The 20,132-nt window shown below is 69.8% G+C and carries 18 protein-coding genes; 11 read left to right on the top strand and 7 right to left on the bottom strand.

Translation table 11 applies throughout. From position 1 onward, the window contains the following. Positions 1-39: 39 nt before the first annotated feature. Positions 40-1,776: a GAF domain-containing sensor histidine kinase gene (locus AC6JA9_RS05205; protein ID WP_223745994.1), complete on the bottom strand. Its 1,737-nt coding sequence runs from the start codon at positions 1,774-1,776 to the stop codon at positions 40-42. 282 nt (positions 1,777-2,058) lie between these two features. Here AC6JA9_RS05205 and AC6JA9_RS05200 point away from each other — a divergent pair, with 282 nt between their 5' ends. From AC6JA9_RS05200 to AC6JA9_RS05170, 7 genes are read left to right on the top strand one after another with little or no spacing between them, the layout of a single operon-like run. Beyond that, positions 2,059-3,501 carry an aldehyde dehydrogenase gene (locus AC6JA9_RS05200; RefSeq protein ID WP_223745993.1) on the top strand — a complete coding sequence of 481 codons (1,443 nt, stop codon included), beginning with the start codon at positions 2,059-2,061 and terminating at the stop codon, positions 3,499-3,501. Between the two features lie 21 nt (positions 3,502-3,522). Next, entirely contained in the window at positions 3,523-3,951 is a 429-nt protein-coding gene (locus AC6JA9_RS05195) for a RidA family protein (protein ID WP_141324887.1), read from the top strand. Next, positions 3,952-4,476: a 3-hydroxyanthranilate 3,4-dioxygenase gene (gene nbaC, locus AC6JA9_RS05190; RefSeq protein WP_223745992.1), complete on the top strand. Its 525-nt coding sequence runs from the start codon at positions 3,952-3,954 to the stop codon at positions 4,474-4,476. Further along, positions 4,473-5,489: an amidohydrolase family protein gene (locus AC6JA9_RS05185; RefSeq protein WP_223745991.1), complete on the top strand. Its 1,017-nt coding sequence runs from the start codon at positions 4,473-4,475 to the stop codon at positions 5,487-5,489. Before nbaC ends, AC6JA9_RS05185 begins: the two co-directional genes overlap by 4 nt. Further along, on the top strand, positions 5,486-6,763 hold the full coding sequence (gene kynU / locus AC6JA9_RS05180; protein WP_497959194.1) for a kynureninase: 1,278 nt from the start codon (positions 5,486-5,488) through the stop codon (positions 6,761-6,763). The genes AC6JA9_RS05185 and kynU overlap by 4 nt, the downstream gene beginning before the upstream one ends. Continuing rightward, positions 6,756-8,147, top strand: a complete 1,392-nt coding sequence (locus tag AC6JA9_RS05175; protein ID WP_497959193.1) for an FAD-dependent oxidoreductase — start codon at positions 6,756-6,758, stop codon at positions 8,145-8,147. Before kynU ends, AC6JA9_RS05175 begins: the two co-directional genes overlap by 8 nt. Next, entirely contained in the window at positions 8,125-8,862 is a 738-nt protein-coding gene (locus AC6JA9_RS05170) for an SDR family oxidoreductase (protein ID WP_483577007.1), read from the top strand. The genes AC6JA9_RS05175 and AC6JA9_RS05170 overlap by 23 nt, the downstream gene beginning before the upstream one ends. A 54-nt stretch (positions 8,863-8,916) precedes the next feature. On the opposite strand, the gene AC6JA9_RS05165 is transcribed toward AC6JA9_RS05170, so the two are convergent. Further along, positions 8,917-9,396, bottom strand: a complete 480-nt coding sequence (locus AC6JA9_RS05165; protein ID WP_426748109.1) for an SRPBCC family protein — start codon at positions 9,394-9,396, stop codon at positions 8,917-8,919. Beyond that, positions 9,393-9,731 carry an ArsR/SmtB family transcription factor gene (locus AC6JA9_RS05160; RefSeq protein WP_046711055.1) on the bottom strand — a complete coding sequence of 113 codons (339 nt, stop codon included), beginning with the start codon at positions 9,729-9,731 and terminating at the stop codon, positions 9,393-9,395. The genes AC6JA9_RS05165 and AC6JA9_RS05160 overlap by 4 nt, the downstream gene beginning before the upstream one ends. 227 nt (positions 9,732-9,958) lie before the next feature. On the opposite strand from AC6JA9_RS05160, the gene AC6JA9_RS05155 reads away from it, so the two are divergent. Next, a complete protein-coding gene (locus AC6JA9_RS05155; protein ID WP_497959192.1) occupies positions 9,959-12,013 on the top strand; it encodes a thaumatin family protein in 2,055 nt (684 codons plus the stop codon). Positions 12,014-12,023: 10 nt separating this feature from the next. On the opposite strand, the gene AC6JA9_RS05150 is transcribed toward AC6JA9_RS05155, so the two are convergent. The 3 genes from AC6JA9_RS05150 to AC6JA9_RS05140 are packed head-to-tail and all read right to left on the bottom strand — an operon-like array spanning position 12,024 to position 14,512. Then, positions 12,024-12,830 carry an alpha/beta hydrolase family protein gene (locus AC6JA9_RS05150; RefSeq protein WP_223745984.1) on the bottom strand — a complete coding sequence of 269 codons (807 nt, stop codon included), beginning with the start codon at positions 12,828-12,830 and terminating at the stop codon, positions 12,024-12,026. Positions 12,831-12,872: 42 nt separating this feature from the next. After that, a complete protein-coding gene (locus AC6JA9_RS05145; RefSeq protein ID WP_497959191.1) occupies positions 12,873-13,997 on the bottom strand; it encodes a hypothetical protein in 1,125 nt (374 codons plus the stop codon). Next, complete coding sequence (locus AC6JA9_RS05140; RefSeq protein WP_223783576.1) at positions 13,994-14,512, bottom strand: DUF4365 domain-containing protein; 519 nt, start codon at positions 14,510-14,512, stop codon at positions 13,994-13,996. Before AC6JA9_RS05140 ends, AC6JA9_RS05145 begins: the two co-directional genes overlap by 4 nt. Positions 14,513-14,812: 300 nt before the next feature. On the opposite strand from AC6JA9_RS05140, the gene AC6JA9_RS05135 reads away from it, so the two are divergent. Continuing rightward, a complete protein-coding gene (locus AC6JA9_RS05135; RefSeq protein WP_223745983.1) occupies positions 14,813-16,252 on the top strand; it encodes a glutamine synthetase family protein in 1,440 nt (479 codons plus the stop codon). Here the strand turns inward: AC6JA9_RS05135 and AC6JA9_RS05130 are convergent. Then, on the bottom strand, positions 16,249-17,538 hold the full coding sequence (locus tag AC6JA9_RS05130) for an APC family permease (protein WP_497959190.1): 1,290 nt from the start codon (positions 17,536-17,538) through the stop codon (positions 16,249-16,251). The genes AC6JA9_RS05135 and AC6JA9_RS05130 overlap by 4 nt on opposite strands. Positions 17,539-17,842: 304 nt before the next feature. On the opposite strand from AC6JA9_RS05130, the gene AC6JA9_RS05125 reads away from it, so the two are divergent. Together AC6JA9_RS05125 and AC6JA9_RS05120 are read left to right on the top strand one after the other, a co-directional pair. Then, a complete protein-coding gene (locus AC6JA9_RS05125) occupies positions 17,843-19,375 on the top strand; it encodes a hypothetical protein (RefSeq protein ID WP_223745981.1) in 1,533 nt (510 codons plus the stop codon). A 263-nt stretch (positions 19,376-19,638) separates the two neighbouring features. Next, positions 19,639-20,130 (top strand): hypothetical protein, encoded by a 492-nt coding sequence (locus tag AC6JA9_RS05120; RefSeq protein WP_223745980.1) that lies wholly within the window; start codon positions 19,639-19,641, stop codon positions 20,128-20,130. Positions 20,131-20,132 lie beyond the last annotated feature (2 nt).

The raw sequence follows: 20,132 nt of genomic DNA, 5'->3' as shown, positions 1-20,132 counted from the left end.
TCCCGGGGCGTTTATAGCCGAGCGGGAGCGGGACGCACGTCAGGTGCTCTCGCGTCGGGGCAGGGTCACCTCGAAGTGGCTGCCCTTCTCCGGCTCGCTCGCCACCTGGATGGTGCCGCCGTGGGCCTCGACGATCTGCCGGGTGACGTAGAGCCCCAGGCCCAGGCCGCCGTAGTGCCGCTCGCTGACGGCGCGGCCGAAGCGCTCGAAGATGTGGGACTGGTACTCGCGGGCGATGCCGATGCCCGCGTCCTCCACGCGCACCACCACGTCGTCCCCCGCGTCCTCCAGCTCCAGGCGCACCGGCTGGCCCGCGCCGTACTTCAGCGCGTTGGCGAGCAGGTGCGTCAACACCTGCTCCAGCCGGCAGCGGTCCCAGTGCCCCTTCACGTCCCCGTGCGTGGTGAGCGACACCTCGCTGCCAGCCTGGCTCGCCGCGAGCGCCAGGCGCGTCTTCACCTCGCGCGCCAGCACCTCCAGGTCCACGTCCTCACGGTGCAAGGACAGCCGTCCGCTGGACATGCGCGAGACATCGAGCAGGCCGTGCACCAGCCCCGACAGCTTGTCCACCTGGCGCTGCACCACGTCCAGCTGCGAGAGCACCAGCGACGTGGGCAGGTAGGGCCTGTCCTTGGGCGTCTGCTGCCGCAGCCACTGCAGGCGCAGCTGCAACGGCGTGAGCGGCGTCTTGAGCTCATGGCTGGCCACGGCGAGGAACTCGTCGCGCAAGAGCACCGAGCGGCGCGCCTCGCGGTAGAGCCGGGCGTTGTCCAGGAACAGCGCCGCGCGGCGGGCCAGGTCCTGCGCCGTCTCCAGGTCCGCCTGGCTGTAGTGGCGCGAGGGGCGCACCGCCAGGAACGTGAGCGCGCCCAGCGAGCGGCCCCGCGCGACGAGCGGCACGGACATGATGCCGTGGAAGCCCACCTCGCGCATCGTCTGGTAGTGCGCCTCGCTCACCGACACCCGATGCAGCCACGCGTCGTCGACGTCATCGACGAGCAGGGACTCGGCGTGGCGGGCCACGCGCGTGGTGGGGTGGATGCTGCCCTCGGGCCCGGGAGGGAACTCGCGCACGCGCAGGGCGAGCGGCGCATCGCGCGCGTCGGCGTGCGCCACGGACGTGCGCTGCACGGCGCCCCCCTCGTCGATGATGTCGACGAAGCACCAGTCCGCCATGACGGGCACGCTGAGGCGGGCCAGCGTGTCGAGCGTCACCTTGGGGTCGAGCGACGACGAGGCCAGCAGGCGGCTGGCGTCGGAGAGGAAGGCCGCGCGGTGCTCGGCGTCCTCGGCCTCCGTGCGCGCCTGTTGCTCCTCTCGCAGCAGGCGGGCGGACTCCAGCGCCAGGCCCGCGAGGCGGGCGAGCCGGGAGAGGGCCACCTCATCCTCGTGGCTGAAGTCCCCCACCTCCCGGTCGAAGAGGTAGAGCACCCCCGCGTTCGAGGGCAGCGCCACCGCCAGCCGACCCCGGGGCTCCGCGCCCCGCGTGGCGGCGCGGCGCTCCCGCCGGGCTCGACCGCCTGCCGAGGGCACGGCGTAGCCGCCCCAGACCTCGTAGGCGCGCGAGAGCGAGGTGACGCTCGCCCCCCGCGTCCTGCCGGGAGCAGGCGTCAGCACCACGGTCGCCTGGTGCGCGCGCGTCAGCCGGCGGGCGACCTCCACGAGCACCGTGAGCGCCTCCTCGACGGTGGCCGCCGATAGGAGCTGCCGTGAATCCGCATCCGCCGCCGCGCGCGCCTCTTCCTCGGACATCGGCGCGACAGGTTCCATGGGCATGTCTGACTCCCTTTACACACAACCCGGTCCGGCCCCTCGCGCCTCCAGTGCTCTGTATTCCCCCGCCGCTCGCCCACCCTCCGGGCAGCCGGAGTCGTCACCCGTTTGACGCGAGAGGACGACGCTCCGAGGCGCGCTTTCCGTGATGCTGGTGACGGCTGGCTCGGTTGCGTACATTGCGCCCCGTTCGACCCGGGCCCCCGCGCTCCCCCTGTCTCCCGGCACCCGAGGGACCAGGCGCTCGCGAGCCATCCCGGGGACGGGCGCACGGAGGGCTCGGACATGCAGAAGGTGCTCAACTACATCGGCGGAGAGCTCATCCCCGCGCGCGGCGGCCAGTGGCTGGACAAGCCCGAGCCCGCGACGGGCAAGGGCTACGCGCAGGTGCCGGACTCGGACGCCACCGACCTCCAGCACGCGGTGGAGGCCGCCCAGCGCGCCTTCCCGGCCTGGGCCGCCACGCCCGCCGCCGAGCGCTCGCGCCTCCTGCGCAAGGTGGCGGACACGATTCGCGAGCGTCTGGACGCGTTCGCCCGCGCGGAGTCCATCGACTCCGGCAAGCCGCTGTCGGTGGCGTCCAGCGTGGACATCCCGCGCAGCATCCTCAACTTCGAGTTCTTCGCGGACGCGGTGACGCAGTTCTCCAGCGAGGCGCACGCCACGGACGGCGTCGCGCTCAACTACACGCTGCGCTCGCCGCTGGGCGTGGTGGGCTGCATCTCGCCGTGGAACCTGCCCTTGTACCTGCTGACGTGGAAGCTCGCGCCCGCGCTGGCCATCGGCAACTGCGTGGTGGCCAAGCCCTCCGAAGTCACCCCGATGACGGCGTTCCTCCTGTCGCAGGTGTGCCGCGACGTGGGCCTGCCGCCCGGCGTGCTCAACATCGTCCACGGCCTGGGCCCCAAGGTGGGCGCGGCCATGAGCGAGCACCCGGACATCCCGGCCATCTCCTTCACCGGCAGCACCCGCGTGGGCGCGGAGATTGCCCGCGTGGCCGCGCCGAGCTTCAAGAAGCTGTCGCTGGAGATGGGCGGGAAGAACCCCAACGTCATCTTCGAGGACTGCGACTTCGAGGAGGCGCTGGCGACGACGGTGCGCTCGTCGTTCTCCAACCAGGGGCAGATCTGCCTCTGCGGCCCGCGCATCTTCGTGCAGCGCCCCATCTATGAGCGCTTCCGCGACGCGCTGGTGGCGCGCACGCAGGCGCTCAAGGTCGGTGACCCGCTGGAGGCCGGCACCGAGCAGGGCGCGCTGGTGTCGCAGCAGCACTTCGACAAGGTGATGGGCTACATCGACCTGGCGAAGCAGGAGGGCGGGCGCGTGCTCGCGGGTGGCAAGCGCGCGAGCCTGACGGGCCGCTGCCGCGAGGGCTGGTTCGTGGAGCCCACGCTCATCGAGGGCCTGGACGCAAGCTGCCGCACCAACCAGGAGGAGATCTTCGGCCCGGTGGCCACGCTCATCCCGTTCGACACCGAGGACGAGGTGCTCGCGTGGGCGAACTCGACGAAGTACGGCCTGGCGGCGAGCGTGTGGACGCGGGACGTGAAGCGGGCGCACCGCTTCGCCTCGCGGCTGCACAGCGGAATCGTCTGGGTGAACTGCTGGATGCTGCGTGACTTGCGCACGCCGTTCGGCGGGGTGAAGGACTCGGGGGTGGGGCGCGAGGGCGGCTGGGAGGCGCTGCGCTTCTTCACCGAGCCGAAGAACGTGTGCATCAAGCTGTGACGCGCTGGACGGAGACGCGACGTGAGCACCAGTGAGCGAGTCGATTCCCAGAAGGCCCCGGAGCCGGTGGGCCTGTATCCCCACGCACGGCGTGTGGGCAACTTGTTGTTCCTGTCGGGCGTGGGCCCGCGCGAGCGCGGGACGAAGAAGATTCCCGGCGTGGAGCTGGACGCCGAGGGCAACATCACCTCGTACGACATCGAGGCGCAGTGCCACTCGGTGTTCCGCAACGTCCGCTACATCCTGGAGGACGCGGGCTCCTCCTGGGACAAGCTGGTGGACGTCACGGTGTACCTGACGGACATGAAGAAGGACTTCCCCACGTACAACCGCCTGTGGGCCGAGTACTTCAAGGACAACCCGCCGTGCAGGACGACGCTCGAGATCAACCGGCTGCCCACGCCAATCGCCATCGAGCTCAAGTGCATCGCCACCATCGGAGATGAATGAATGGGCCGGCTGACCCCCATCAACTTCAAGAAGTGGATCGACGAGCACCGCCACCTGCTCAAGCCGCCCGTCGGCAACCAGCAGGTGTGGGCGGACCGTGAGTTCATGGTCACCGTCGTCGGCGGCCCCAACGCGCGCACGGACTTCCACATCAACGAGGGCGAGGAGTTCTTCTACCAGTTGGAGGGCACGATGAACCTGCGCGTGCTCGACGACGGCAAGCCCGTGGACATCCCCATCTCCGAGGGGGAGATCTTCCTGCTGCCGCCCAAGGTGCCGCACTCGCCCCAGCGCCCCGCGGGCACGGTGGGGCTGGTGCTGGAGCGCCGCCGCCTGCCGCATGAGCTGGATGGCTTCATGTGGATGTGCCCCTCCTGCGGCGAGAAGCTCTACGAGGAGTTCGTGCACGTCACGAATCTGGTGACGCAGCTGCCGCCCATCTTCGAGCACTTCTACGGCAACGACGCGAACTGCACCTGCAAGAAGTGCGGGACGAAGGTGACCAAGGGAGGGCCTTCTCGTTGAAGGTCGACATCCACACGCACCTGCTCCCCGAGAAGCTGCCGCGCTTCGCCGAGCGCTACGGGTACGGCGGCTTCATCACGCTGGACCACCACGCGCCGTGCCGCGCGCGGATGCTGCGCGACGACGGGAAGTTCTTCCGCGAGGTCGAGAGCAACTGCTGGGACCCGGTGAAGCGCATCGAGGAATGCGACGACGTGGGCGTCCACGTGCAGGTCATCTCGACCGTGCCGGTGATGTTCAGCTACTGGACGCAGCCGGAGCACGGGCTGGACCTGTCGCGCTTCCTGAACGACCACGTGGCCTCGGTGGTGCGCGAGCACCCCAAGCGCTTCGTGGGGCTGGGCACGGTGCCGCTGCAGTCGCCGGAGCTGGCGGTGCGGGAGCTGGAGCGGTGCGTGAAGGAGCTGGGGCTGGCGGGCGTGCAGATTGGCAGCCACGTCAACGACTGGAACCTCTCCGACGAGAAGCTCTTCCCGTTCTTCCAGGCGGCGAGCGAGCTGGGCGCGTCCATCTTCGTCCACCCGTGGGACATGATGGGCGAGGCGAAGATGCAGAAGTACTGGCTGCCGTGGCTGGTGGGCATGCCCGCGGAGATGTCGCTGGCCATGTGCTCGCTCATCTTCGGCGGCGTGCTGGAGCGGCTGCCCAGGCTGCGCTTCGCCTTCGCGCACGGCGGCGGCGCGTTCCCCGGGACGCTGGGGAGAATCGAGCACGGCTTCGAGGCGCGGCCGGACCTGGTGGCGGTGGACAACAAGGTGCCGCCGCGCGAGTACCTGGGCCGCTTCTGGGTGGACTCGCTGGTGCATGACGCGGACACGCTGCGCTTCATCGTGAAGCTGTTCGGCCAGGACAAGGTGGCGCTGGGCAGTGACTATCCGTTCCCCCTGGGCGAGCTGCGCCCGGGCACCCTCATCGAATCGCTGACGGAGCTTTCATCCGACGCGCGCGAGCAGCTCCTGTGGAAGAACGCCCTGGCGTGGCTGGGGCGCTCGCGCGAGGACTTCGCCCCATGACGACGTACACCTTCGAGGACTCCCAGGACTTCGCGCGCAAGGCCGACGCCGAGGATGCGCTGCGCTCCTTCCGCGAGCAGTTCCACTTCCCGCCCGGCCCGGATGGCAAGCCGGTGGTGTACCTGGCGGGCAACTCGCTGGGGCTCCAGCCGAAGAACGCCGCGCGCTACGTGCAGGAGGAGCTGGAGGACTGGGCCCGCTTCGGCGTGGAAGGGCACCACCACGGGCGCCACCCGTGGCTGCACTACCACGAGCTCGTCACGGAGCAGGCCGCGCGGCTGGTGGGCGCGAAGCCGCAGGAAGTGGTGGTGATGAACACCCTGACGGTGAACCTGCACCTGATGATGGTGTCGTTCTACCGACCCACGAAGGAGCGCTTCAAGATTCTCGTCGAGGGCGGCGCGTTCCCGTCGGACCAGTACGCGGTGGCCTCGCAGGCGCGCTTCCACGGGTTCGACCCTCGCGAGGCGGTGCTGGAGCTCAAGCCGCGAGCCGGTGAGGAGACGCTGCGCACCGAGGACATCCTGGCGACGCTGGAGCAGCACGGCCACGAGGTGTCGCTGGTGCTGCTGGGCAGCGTGAACTACCTCACGGGCCAGGCGTTCGACATCCCCGCGATTACGCACGCGGCGCACGCGAAGGGCTGCTTCGTCGGGTTCGACCTGGCGCACGGCGCGGGCAACTTGAAGCTGTCGCTGCACGACGACGGGCCGGACTTCGCGGTGTGGTGCTCGTACAAGTACCTGAACGGCGGACCGGGGAGCCTGGGTGGGGTGTTCGTGCACGAGCGACATGCGCGCTCGAAGGACATCCCCCGGTTCGAGGGCTGGTGGGGGCACGACAAGGCCACGCGCTTCCAGATGGGGCCGCACTTCGACGCGCTGCCGGGCGCGGAGGGGTGGCAGCTGTCGAATCCGCCCATCCTCCAGCTGGCGACGCTGCGCGCGTCGTTCGAGCTGTTCGACCAGGCGGGCATGGCGGCGCTGCGCGCCAAGAGCGAGCGGCTCACGGGGTATCTGGAGTTCCTGTTGGACAAGCTGCCGCCCGGCTACGTGCGCATCACCACGCCGCGCGACGTGAAGCAGCGCGGGGCGCAACTGTCCCTGCGGTTCCAGGGCGACGCGCCGAGCATGCTCAAGCGGCTGGCGGACGCGGGCATCATCTGTGACTTCCGCAAGCCGGACATCATCCGCGCGGCGCCCGCGCCGCTGTATTGCTCGTTCACGGATGTGTACCGCTTCGTGAAGACGCTGGAGGGACACGCCCGTGGGTGAGCGGAACGAGGCCGTCACGGTGGTGGGCGCGGGCCTGGTGGGCTCGCTGCTGTCCGTGTTCCTGGCGCGGCGTGGGCACACCGTGGAGGTGCTGGAGCGTCGGCCGGACATGCGGCGCGAGGTCATCGACGCGGGGCGCTCCATCAACCTGGCCATCTCCACGCGGGGGCTGTACGCGCTGAGGCAGGTGGGGCTGGAGGAGGAGGCGCTGCGCCACGCGATTCCCATGCGGGGGCGGATGATTCACCCCCCGAAGGGCGCGCTGATGTACCAGCCCTATGGGAAGGATGACTCGCAGCACATCAACTCGCTGTCGCGCGCGTGGCTGAACAAGTTCCTGATGAGCGCGGCGGAGGCCACGGGCAAGGTGCGCATCCGCTTCAGGCAGCGGGTGTCGGGCGCGGACCTGGACCAGGGCGTGCTCACGGTGGTGGACGAGGCCACGGGTGAGGAGCGCCGCGAGGAGGGCCGCGTGGTGTTCGGCACGGACGGCTCCGGCTCGGCGGTGCGGCAAGCGCTGGAGAAGGTGCCGGGGTTCGAGTCGACGTCGGAGACGCTGGGGCACGGGTACAAGGAGCTGACGATTCCTCCGGGCCCGGGCGGCGCGTTCCAGATGGAGAAGCACGCACTGCACATCTGGCCGCGCGGGACGTACATGTTGATTGCGCTGCCGAACGAGGATGGCAGCTTCACGTGCACGTTGTTCCTCCCGTGGAAGGGGCCGGTGAGCTTCGAGTCGCTGGACTCCCCTGCCCGGCTGGAGGCGTTCTTCGAGGAGCAGTTCCCGGACGCGAAGGCGCTCATCCCGGATTTGACGCAGGCGTTCTTCGCGCGGCCCACGGGCAGCATGGTGACGGTGAAGTGCGCGCCGTGGAACGTGGGGGGCAAGGCGGTGGTGATGGGGGACGCGGCGCACGCCATCGTCCCGTTCTTCGGGCAGGGGATGAACTGCGGCTTCGAGGACTGCACGGTGCTCGAGGGGCTGCTCGGCAAGGGCGGGGACTGGGAGACGCTGTTCGGGGAGCTGGCGCGGCTGCGCAAGACGAACGCGGATGCCATCGCGGACATGGCGGTGGAGAACTTCGTGGAGATGCGCGACAGCACGGGCAACCCGCGCTTCCTGTTGGAGAAGGCGGTGGAGAAGGTGTTGCTCAACACCTTCCCGGGTGAGTTCGTCAGTCGGTATTCGATGGTGAGCTTCAGCCGGGTGCCGTACCGGTTGGCGTACGAGGTGGGGGCGATTGCCGGTGGCATCGTCTCGGAGTTGTCCGAGGGGCTGACGCGCGCCGAGGACGTGGACCTGGAGCGGGCGAAGCAGCTCATCCACGAGCGGCTGGTGCCATTCATGAAGGAGCACGCGGATGGATTTCGGACTGAAGGGTAGGCGCGCGCTCGTGATGGGCGCGTCGGCGGGGCTGGGCTACGCGACGGCCGAGGTGCTGGTGAAGGAAGGCGCCACGGTGGCCATCTGCTCTCGCGGTGGGGAGAAGCTGGAGAAGGCGGCGAAGTCGCTGAGCGCGGCGCTCGCGGTGTCGGCGGACCTGAACCAGCCGGGTGCGGCGAAGCGGCTGGTGGACGAGGTGGTGGCGAAGCTGGGCGGCGTGGACGTGCTCGTGGTGAACACGGGCGGGCCTCCCGCGGGCGGCTTCGAGTCGCTGACGGCGGAGCAGTGGCAGTTGGGGTTCCAGAGCCTGTGGATGGCGGCGGTGGATGGAATCCAGGCGGCGCTGCCGGGGATGAAGGAGCGCAAGTGGGGGCGCATCATCCTGGTGACGTCGCTGGCGGCGCGTGAGGCGATGCCGAACCTGACCATCTCCAACGGGCTGCGCGCGGGGTTGCTCGGGTTGGTGAAGACAGTGAGCAACGAGGTGGCGCAGCACGGCGTCACGCTCAACGCGGTGCTGCCGGGCTTCCACGCGACGGAGCGGATGACGCAGCTGGGCCTCACGGACGAGAAGGTGGCCCCGCAGATTCCCGCGCGGCGACTGGGGCGTCCGGAGGAGCTGGCCTCGCTGGTGGCGTTCCTGTCCTCCGAGCAGTCCTCGTACATCACCGGCCAGTCGATCGCCGTCGACGGCGGCGCGGCGCGCGGGTTCTGACGTACCTCCGTGACGCCGAGCCCATTCGGGCCCGGCGCCACGAAGCTCTCTCGGCTACGGCTCGCGGGCCAGCAGCGCGTCGAGCGCGCGGTAACTCTGGTTGAGGCCGTCCGCCATGCCGGAGGCAGCCATGCCGTCGCGCTCCTCCGTCGTGAAGAAGAACGACACCGCCACCACCTTCGTGCGCCCGTCGCCCAGGTCCTCCAACGTCGTCGTGTTGAGGATGACGTAGCCGGGCATGCCGTCCCATTCGAAGGTCTGCACCAGGCGCTCGACGGGCGTCACCTCGCGGAAGCGCCCCTCGAAGCCGTGCTCCTGTCCATCCGCGTGCTCGACGAAGCGCCAGTGGCCACCCCGCTCCACCTCCAGGCGCTCCACCACGAGCTTGTTGCCCCGCCCCCACCACTGCGCCACCTGCTTCGGGTCCGTCATCGCCTTCCAGACCCGCTCGCGCTTCGCATCGAAGATGCGCTCGATGCGAATCTCGCGGTCCGTCGGCTGCGTGACGAGTGCTTCCCTGAGTGCCGTGTTCATTCCTCTTCCCCTTTCGTTCGCGCGAGGAACTCGCCGAGCCGGTCGAGCCGCGCTTCCACCAGACGCCGATAGCCATTCATCCACGCCACCTCGTCCTCGAGGCGACATGGCCCTAGCCGGCAGGTCCTCACCCGCCCCTGCTTCTCCGTGATGACCAACCCTGCTTCCTCGAGCACGTGCACGTGCTTCTTCATGCCCGTCAGGGTCATGTCGAAGCGCTCCGCCAGCTCCGTGATGGACGCCTCCCCCTGGCCCAACCGCTCCAGGACTCCCCTGCGCGTCACATCCGCCAGTGCTCCAAACGTCGCATCGAGTCGGGCCTGATACTGAACCATATAGTTCAGTTTAGCAATGGCTCTTTCTCGCGCAAGTCCTGGGGCGCGAAATCCCACGACGGGCAGTGCGTCGGCCCCGACTCGGCAAAGAAGGTGGGGCCCATGCCCCCAGGAATCACGGGCCTTGGGTTCGTTCGCGCGCGTGCGAGCAGCCGACGCCCCGAATCCTTGGGCTGGAGGCGGCCGCTCACTACCGTCGCTCGGCAGACCTGATTGAGAGGCCCGTCATGGCATCACGTCGTCTGCTCATCCCCGCGGTGTCACTCGGACTGGCTGTCGCGCTCGTGGTGTTCGGCACGCTCCAGGGCCGCGCGCCCACGGACACACCGGCTCCGGGCGACGCGGGCTCGTCGACCTGCCCGCCCGGCTTCCGTCCCTTCACGCTGACGAACCAGGCGAGCCAGACGGTCTGGATTGGCCAGACCGCGGGCGCGGCGCCTCCGCCCTTCACGTGCACCACGGACAGCGACTGTGGTCCGAACCAGGCCTGTCTGAACCCCGGTTGCACCAGCAGCGCGGATTGCAACGCGGGCAATATGTGCGACACGAACACGGGACAGTGCATGGTGGCCCCGGGCACGACGTGCAACGGCGGTGCTCCCATCGTCACCGTCAATCTCCCCACCGCGCTTTGCACGGGTGCGACGCAGGTGCCCGCGTGCGCCAACTGCGGCTCCGAGGGTTGTGACTCCACCACGGGCCTGTGCAAGTGCGCCGACGGAGGGCAGGCCGCGTGCCCCGGCAGCACGACCTGCTCCACCACGGTGCAGGAGTGCAGCCTCGCCAATGGCGGGACGTGCTACTTCCAGTCCGTCGTCCCCGGTGAGAACCAGGCGTGCAGCTCCGGGAGTTCGCCGTGTCCGAGCGGACAGTCCTGCACGGTGGCGCTGGGGCTCTGCCAGTACCCGAGGACGGATGGCGGGGTTCCGCTCGACTCACTGAAGTTGACGGCCCAGGAGTCGACGACGCTGTGCATGCCCTCGTCGCTGCCTCCCGCGTTCGCGAACCTCCAGCCCGGGATGACGGCGTGCACGCAGAACGCCCAGTGCCAGAGTGGCCGCTGCCTGCTCGCGGACGGAGTCAACCTCGCGAATCCGCCGACGCAGTGCCCGGAGGATGGCGGCGTCGCGTGCCTGTGCCGTTCTCCCATCGGCTGGAGCGGCGGTCTGTTCGGACGGCTGGGCTGTCAGTCCGATGGGACGGGCTGCCTGAGCGCGGACTGCGGCAACGCGGCCGGCATGCCCTGCCCGCTCGGAAAGGGCGGAACCAATCCCTTCACGGCCGCGGAGTTCACACTCCAGCCGGACACGGTCGACTTCTACGACGTCACCGTCATCAACGGCGCGAACGTGAGCCTCCAGATGGGTCCCAGCGGTGACGGGGGCTTCGCGGCGGCGAACCCTCCCTCGCCGTACTCGTGCGGCACGGCGGGCTCCACGAGCGCCCAGGGGAACAGCACCCTGGGCATGCTGGAGGCGTGCTCGTGGAGCTTCACGCCCGACACGAGCGCGGGCCTCCCCGCCGACTACACCACCCTGCTCCGGGCCGTCGTGCTGCCGGCCTGCGGACAGGACAGTGACTGCGGCACGGGGACGACGTGCACCGGCGGCGTGTGTCAGCCGACGTGGACGAAGTGCGGCCCCACGTGTGCGAACGGCGCGGTGTGCGGCAACCCCAACAACCCGGACGCGGGCTACTGCGGCACGTGCACGTCGGACAGCGACTGCGCGGGGGGCGCCGTGTGCGGAACGGCGTTCCTGCCAGGAGTCGGCGGTACGTCTCCGCTCGTCCAGACGTGTGGCCAGTCCATCGGCTGGTGGTCCTATGAAGACCTGTGCTCGGCGAGCACCAGCTTCGGCTACGGGCCCCTGGACTGCAGCCAGATGATGACCGTGCAGGTTCAGGGCGGCACCGTGCAGGACACGCTGAGCAACCTCTTCCAGTGCGCCGGCAACTTCGGTGCGTCCTGCTACAACAGCAATGGCAACACGCCGGCCTGCTGCGGCTGCGCGACGTATCCGGGCAACGACGCGGGGAGCTTCTGGCCCACGCTGCTGGAGCCCGGCAACAACCCGAGCCAGCAGGCCCAGGGGCAGTGCTACGCGAACAACCCGGCGTGGGCGCAGAGCGTCCAGCCGTGGCTCTCGTTCCTGAAGAAGGCGTGTCCCACGGCGTACACGTACGCCTACGACGACGTCACCAGCACCTTCACGTGCATGAGCGGGGGCACGGGCGGCACGAACACGGTGGGATACGACATCGTCTTCGGTGACGTGAACTGAAGCGCTCGCGTCACAGCAGCGAGCGCACGGCGTCGACAACCTGGGCCCACTCGCGCGAGCGTGGGTCCACGACCTCGAAGTGGCCCGCGCCGGGGAGCACGACGCAGCGAACCTCATCCCCGTGCGCGCGGCCTCGCGAGCAGAAGTCCGCGCTCATCGACACGGGGACGGTGTCGTCCTCGGAGCCATGCAGGAGGACCTGGGGGACACCGAGCGGCTGGAGCGCGGCGGGAGAGGCGCGCTGGTAGCGCAAGGGCACCTCCAGGGGCGAGCCCCCGAGGAACTGTCCCGCCGCGTTGTCACTGAGGCCCAGCTCATAGGCGCGCGTCACATCGGCCACGCCCGCGAGCGAGACGACGCCGAGCGGGCGCAGCGGCGACTGACTGTAGAGCGAACTGCCCGAGGGCAGCCGGGGCCTCGCGGCGAGCCACAGCGCGAGGTGACCTCCCGCCGAGTGGCCGAGGAACACGACGCGCGACAGGTCCAGGGGATGCGACTCCGCGAGGGTGCGCAGGAAGTCCGCGCCAAGGGCGACGTCCTCCAGGGTGCCGGGATAGCCGCCGCCCTCATGGCCGACGCGTCGGAACTCCAGACTCCACGTGGCGAAGCCGCTCGCGGTGAGCGCCGCGCACGCGTGGCCCAGGTGGGCCAGGTCGTACTTCGCGCGCCAGAAACCGCCGTGGATGGCGACGACGACAGGATGCGGCCCCGGCCCCGAGGGAAGCCGCAGCTCTCCGAAGTGATGCGTCCCCGGTCCATAGGGGATGCGCGCATCCGGCGCCGGAGGTGCCTCGTCCAGAATCCACATCGAGCTCATCCCGCTCTCCTCCAAGGAACCAAGACCCCACCCGACAACCACTCAGAGCCGCGTCACCGCCGCGCCTACGATGCCAAAACCGGACGCATCTTCAATCCAGTGCGTCCTCGGCCCCCGGCGAAGCACGCCGCGAACCGTCACATAGCGCTGCTCCAGATGCGCGCTGGCCGCCTGCCGGTAGTCCACGGCGCCAAGCACGACTCGCGCCCGCAGCAGCTCATCCTCGACCTGCACCTGGAGCACCACGGGCCCCTCGACAGTCCCCTGCTCTCCCGGCGCCCCCATCAACTCCGTGACGCGGCCCACGAACTGGTCGGGCTGCGTCTCGCGCATGGGGCGGAGCTGATGCGCAAGGCGCTCGAGGCGCTCGTACATGTTCCGGTCCACATGGACCTCCGCGGGCACCTCCCCGACAACAGGCAGCAGGGGCGACCAGGAGCCCCGCAGTCGCAGGTCCGCGGACTCGTCCGAGGGCATCATCTCGACCAGCGCCTCACACAGGTTCGCGCTCACCCTCGGCGCATCCTCCACGGCATCGAGGACCCGCTGTGGCTCCCCCATCCGAACGGACCTCGCCAGGTGCGCCACGGACCGCAAGAGGAGCAGGGCCGTCTGCCGTCCGAAGGGCTCTCCACCCTGTGTACCAAGGTCGAGCGGTGTCTCGACGGTGAGCACGAAGCTGCCCACCTCCGTCTGTCCCAGTCGACACTGGCGCACGAAGCTCTCCGCCTCCGCCAGGCCCAGGCGCGGATGAAAGGCGCGAGGCCGCTTCACGCTGCAGGCGCTCGCCAGCAACGCCTTGCGCACGCCGTTCGCCAGCCCCAGCCCGTCCGCCAGACTCACGCCCCCATCGCGAGTGACCTCGCCCTCCAACCCGAAGCGCAGCACGTCCCTCCGGGGTTGCAACAGGTCATGCAGCACGGACTCGGCCGAGCGCCCCTCCCACTCGGAGACCCGCCGCGCGACGACCCCCATCGCCTCCGCGTAGTCCGCGAGGTCACGGTCCAACGGGACCTGCACCTCCGCCACGGGCTCGCGCGGGCTCCGATAGATGGCGGCATAGGCCCGACGAGAGGGCACCCGCGTCCATCCCCGCGCCTCCAGGTACGCCCGCACCTCCAGGTAGTCGACCCGACTGCCCAACCCATGAAGCGGCGTGCTCGTCATGACTCCAGCTCCTCCTCGCGAGCCACCTTCTCCAGCAAGCGCCGCAGCGTGTCGTGCGTGAAGCACCGCTCCCGGGAGAGCCGCACCGTCTGCCCGGTGTCATTGAGCGTGCGCGGCTGGCCTCGCAGCGACGTCCAATAGGCACAGTGCCGCAGGACGAGCGACTCCGGCGTCTGCGTCAGCCACGACTCCTCGGCCGCCGGCATCACGAACACCACCAGGATGCGCGGCACCAGCGACGGCGCCACCAGATCGTTGTAGTTCTTGCGCGACAGGGCGAACGGGAAGCCGCCCTCCTGGCCCAGATGCGCCACCCTCGCCGTGGCCTTGAGCTGGATGCCCAGCTCCGGCGACGTCAGCGCCGCGTTCTCCGCCAGCAGCCCACGGGCACAGACCTTCAGGTCGATACTGTCCCGATCCATCCCCACTCGCTCGACCGAGCAGCCCGCCCTGGCCGCGACCGCGTGCACGTACGCGACGCTGAGCTGCTCCTTGATGTCATTCGGTCCCAACATCCCCGCCTCCCTCCACCTACACCGTGAACGGCGGCCACTCTACTCCGCACCTCCCCCGCTCCCCGTGGACCAGGCAGGCAGGCTCCCGAGGCGCCCAAGTGTCCACCGGGCGTCATCCCAGGCCCTCCAGCCCCCCTCCAGAGTGTTGCCCACCGTGCTCTAAAGCTTTTTGGACCAATCTTTTAAGCTTCGTGGCGCGGAATTTAGGCTTGATTTCCCGTCCCCAAATGTAAATACCTGCGCCCACGGATTCGAAATCACCGCGCTGACGGTGACGACCGGCCTGGAGGCACGGCAAGCATGGACACGAAGGGGCTGCGGACGTTCCTGGAGATTCCCTACGACGAGCTGGAAGAGCGCAACCTCAAGGTGAAGGAGCAGCGCCTCCAGCACGTGTCGGCCGACAAGGTCCGCGAGGAGCGCATCAAGTACCTCACCGACGAGCGCAGCCTGAAGGCCGTCACCGTGTGCTTCACCGACCTCGAGGGTCGGCTGCACATGCTGGACTACGACAAGAAGTTCCTCCTCAAGAGCGCCGACAACCTCACCTTCGACGGCTCCTCCATCCGCGGCTTCTCCCAGCAGGCGGAGAGCGACCTGCGCCTCAACATCGACTGGGGCTCGTTCTACTGGCTGCCCTCGGACATCTTCGGGCCCGGCAAGGTGCTGGTGTTCAGCGAGGTCCTCGAGCGCGACGGCTCGCCCTACCACGCCGACATGCGCGGCCAGCTCAAGCGCGTCACCGAGGCCCTGTACCAGAAGGACGGCACCGTCTTCCACGCCGCGCCCGAGGTCGAGGGCTTCCTCTTCAAGGGCCGCGACGCCGAGCGCCACTACCACGAGACGGGCAAGTTCGACTTCATCTCCACCGGCGGCTACTACCACTCGCTGCCCGGTGACCCGCTGCGCGCCTTCATCGACAAGGCCGCCGAGGCCCAGCGCGCCATGGGCTTCCAGAACGAGAAGGACCACCCCGAGGTGGCCCCCAGCCAGTTCGAGATGAACTTCACGTACAGCGAGGCCCTCATCTCCGCGGACCAGATCCAGCTCTACAAGCTGCTGTGTCGCCAGGTCGCCGCGCAGATGGACACCACCGCCAGCTTCCTCCCGAAGCCGGTGACGGGCGTCAATGGCAACGGCATGCACATGAACATGTCGCTGTCGAAGAACAACAAGAACCTGTTCTACGACAAGGCCGGCCAGGACAACCTGAGCCAGATGGGCTGGGACTTCATCGACCGGCTGCTCACCAACGCCAACGACATCTGCCTGGTCCTCAACTCCAGCGTCAACGCGTACCGCCGCCTGGACCCGCACTTCGAGGCGCCGAACCAGATCAAGGCCAGCGCCAACAACCGCGGCGCCATGGTGCGCATCCCCTATGGCAACGAGCGCTCGGCCCGCGTCGAGTGCCGCTCGGTGGGCCCGGACGCCAACCCGTACCTGGTGCTCTACACCCTGCTGCGCACCGGCCTGGAGGGCCCGCAGCCGCAGGAGGACGCCGAGTCCAAGCGCAGCCGCACCCGCTTCCTGCCCGACAACATCTTCGACGCCATCCGCCTCTTCAAGGGCAGCTCGTTCGTCGCCAACATCCTGGGCGAGAACGTGCAGAGCAAGTTCGCGGAGCTGAAGACGGCCTCCGCCGAGCGTTGCCCCAAGCAGCTGGGCACGCGCGTGAAGACGTCCGAAATCCAGTTCCACCACGAAATCACCAACCAGTACCTCTGGAGCCAGTTCTAGGCCCTCGGCCGGGACAGGCCCCAGAGCACCAGGCCCGCCACCACCGCCACACCGGTGGTGGCGGCCTCCCGCACGCTCGCGCCGAACGCCACCAGCGTCAGGCCGAGCGCGAGCGTGGGCACCGCCAGCACCGCATGCCACGGCGTCAGCGCGCGCTCCCGCTTGAAGGAGAGCCACGCCAGCGCCGCCGCCGTGACGCCGTACTGCATCAGCACGGCGATGCTGGAGAGCGCGAAGAGCTCCGACAGGTTCCCCAGGTTCACGAACACCAGCACCACCGCCCACGTGACGCCCAGCGCCCGCACGGGCACGCCCCTGGGTGACATGCGCTCCAGCCCCAACAGCGCCCTGTCCCCCGACGCGAGCGCGGACAGGTAGCGCGGCGTCGTCACCATCATCCCCACGCAGATGCCCAGCGCGGACACGCTGGTGCCCATCGCCACCACGCGCGACAGCCCCGCCCCTCCCCACACGCCCGCCGCCGAGGCCAAAGGCGCGCTGGAGGACGCCAGCTCCGGCAGCGCCGTCACGCACGCCCACACCAGGCCCACATAGAGGAGCACCGCGCCCAGCAGCGAGCCCACCGTGGCCCACGGCACGCTCCGCTCCGACGAGCGCACCTGCCCGGCAATCACCGGCACGATTTCGAAGCCCTGGTACGCGAACATCACCGTCAGCCCCGCGGGCAGCCACGCCCCCGCCGTCCACGCCACGGGGCTCGCCGCGACGGGCAGCGGCCCCGACAGCGCCACCGCCGCGAAGGCCACGAGCAGCGCCCCGAGCGGCAGCAGCTTGAGCACCGTGAGCGCCGTCCACGCCCTCGCCGACACTCGGATGCCCGAGGCCACAATCGCCCCCAGCACCGTCACGAGCGCCGAGGCCAGCGCCCGCTGCCCCCACGCACCCTCCCAGCCCAGCGACGGGGCCACCGCCTGCGACAGCCCCGCCACCACCGCGGACGTGCTCAGGAACGCGCTGACGTAGGCCACCCAGCCCACCAGGAAGGCCACCCGCTCACCGAAGGCCGCGCGCGCGAAGACGACGGGCCCGCCATCCGCGTCGAAGCGCCGGCCCAGCACCGCGAACGCCAGCGCCACCGGCACCAGCGCCAGGCCCGTCACCGCGAACGCGAGCACCGCGCCCAGGCCCGGCGTGCGCGCGGCCACCTCCGCGGGCGCGAAGAAGATGCCCACGCCGACGATGCCGTTGACACCCAATGCAAGCAGCTGGAGCGGACCGACGGTCCGCTCCTGCGCCACGGAGGAGACAGCGGGAGAGGCAGGCACGGAGGGGAAGTTCACTACAGCCCGGGGCCCGACACCAACCCACCGCGTCAAAGAAGGCCCGCCGAACGCTCGCTCTGCGTGCATGGGGCCGCTGGCCACCGGACGGGCGCCGGTTCGTCCCCGTCGACGGGTGCACAGGCCTGGCGCCCTCCGAGCGGCCGCGTGTCCCCCACCGCACGGCCCATCCCCACCGGCTGGGGAGGTGACTTTCCCCGCGATATACTCCCCGTGTCCCCGCCGTTCCCGCCGCGGTTCCAGCTCGAGACACCGCGGCCCGGATGCGCTGGGCTGCACGGAGGAAGTGATGCGTCGAATCGGCTTGCTGATGGGCGTCCTGGGGTGTGCGGGGTGTGCCACCCTCACCCGGGGGCTCGACACCCAGTTGAACCCCGAGACGGGGGAGTACGAGACGCCCACGCACGAGACCGTGTACCTGGCGCCCCCCGAGGACGCGATGATGATGGCGCGGCGCGTGCTCGAGGAGCAGCGCTACGACGTGATGGAGAAGGAGGGCGGCCTGGAGCTGTTCTCCTCCGCGCACGAGCCCGGCAAGAACCGCAACGGCCTGCGCAATCACGAGCGCTACTACGTGAAGGGCGAGCGGCTGGGGCCCCGCCAGACGCTCATCCGGGTGTTCCGCCTCAGCTATTCCGAGATGGAGAACCTCATCGAGGAGACGCCCAAGCAGATTGGCGACATGACGAGCCGCGACAGCCAGCTGTCGCTCGAGGAGACCGAGCACGCGTTCGACGCACGGTCCGAGGCCCACCTGAGCGCGCCCCCCGCGCGGCACAACGCCCTGCGCACCATCGCCATGCGCAACCCCTTCCCCAACGCGCCCGGCCTGGAGCGCTTCCGCTACGTGCGCGGCTACCGGGACCTGGACGTCGAGCAGACGCTGCTGGCCCGGATGGAGATGGTGCCCGCGCTGGAGCTGGTGGGTGGCAACGCGCCGGTGTCCATGCGCTCGGTGATGATGGAGGGCTGGGGCGAGGCCGGTGATGCGTCCGCCGCCACCCCCGACTGCGGCGAGCCGGTGGAGGGCGCCACGTCGCTCTTGTCGGCCGGTGGGGTGGTGCTGATGGCGGACCCGCTGGGCACGCAGGAGCTGCCCTCCGCGGCGCTGCGCATGCTGTGCGAGGCCACCGCCCAGGGGCTGCCGGTGACGCTGGCCCTGTCGGTGCCCGCCTCCGAGCAGCCGCTGCTGACGCGCTACCTCGCCAGCGCGGGCACGTCGCAGGACGCGCAGGAGCTGCTCCGGGAGAGCGCCTTCTGGCGCCGCGCGCACCAGGACGGGCGCAGCAGCCGCGCCATGCTGTGGCTCGTGGAGCAGGCCCGCCGCCTGCGCGCCTCCGGCAAGGACGTGGCGCTGGCCGCCATCGACGCGGACAAGGCGCAGGGCAACGAGCGCGAGGCGCAGCTGGCCGCCAACCTCCTCTCCTTCCAGGCCCAGCGCGCCCAGGCGTGGACGCTGGTGCTCACCGGCAGCGTGCACGCGCGCACCACCAAGGTGGACTGGGACGGCGACCTGGAGCCCATGGGCGCCCGCGTGGCGAAGGCGCTGCCCTCCGTGCGCGCGCTGGACGTGGGCTTCCAGCGCGGCACCCAGTTCGCCTGCCGCTACAGCGTCTGGGACGACGTGGAGTGCAACGTCTTCGGCATCAGCCCCACGCTCCAGGCGCGGCAGTCCTCGAAGCAGCGCCCCGGCGTGGCGCTCGCCAGCGAGGCGCGCGCGGATGGCTTCCACGGGCGGCTGTACCTGGGCACGCTGAACGCCTCGCCCCCGGCGCTCCAGTCGCAGAGCCACGTCGCGCACAGCGCGCCCGCGCGCAAGTAGTCCCCCCAGCGTCGTGAGTCCCGAAGCCCCGGCGCCAGCACCTGGCCGGGGCTTCGTCGTTCCCACCGGCAAGGTTCGCCGGCCGAAGGCAAGGCTTGCCGGCCGACGCGCGCGGGAGTCCGGCAAGACTTGCCGTGCTCGCGGGCCGCTCCGGGCCGAGACTGTCTGGCACTCGCGTTGCTCTTCCTCCCGGTCAGCACGTCACCCCAGGTTGCGCATGACGCGACAGCTCGAGGGGGACGCGCTCGACGAGGAAGACCTCCATGACGAAGAACCTGTTCAAGCAGTCCGTGGCCGCGCTCGCGGTGCTCGGTGCGATGCCGACGTTCGCGGGTCCGGCGACCTACGCGGGCGCGCTGTGCACCTCCGTGTCGGGCTTCAGCGCGCCCAGCATGTTCCGCAGCGGCCGGCTCATCAACCAGACGGGCAGCGCGCTCGAGGTGGTGTGCCCGGTGCAGCGCAACGTCTCCATCCCCAGCTTCAACGAGGCGGTGTCCTTCCTCGTCACCGCCAGGGACCCCCACCTCACCGAGAACGTGTGCTGCACCGCCACGGTGACGGAGCCCGACGGCAGCGCCATCGCCTCCGACTCGGGTTGCACGTCGGGCGCCGACACCGCGAACCCGAAGACCATCAGCCTGAGCGTGCCGACGACGTTCGCCTCCTCGAACGGCTTCATCGCCCTGCGCTGTGAGCTGCCGGCGCCCTACTCCGGCTACAACTCCGCGCTCTCCAGCTTCTACATCTCGGAGTAGCC

Source organism: Myxococcus sp. MH1, assembly GCF_059738865.1.
The sequence above is the reverse complement of the archived record's forward strand: the minus strand, read 5'-3'. Positions and strand labels throughout refer to the sequence as shown.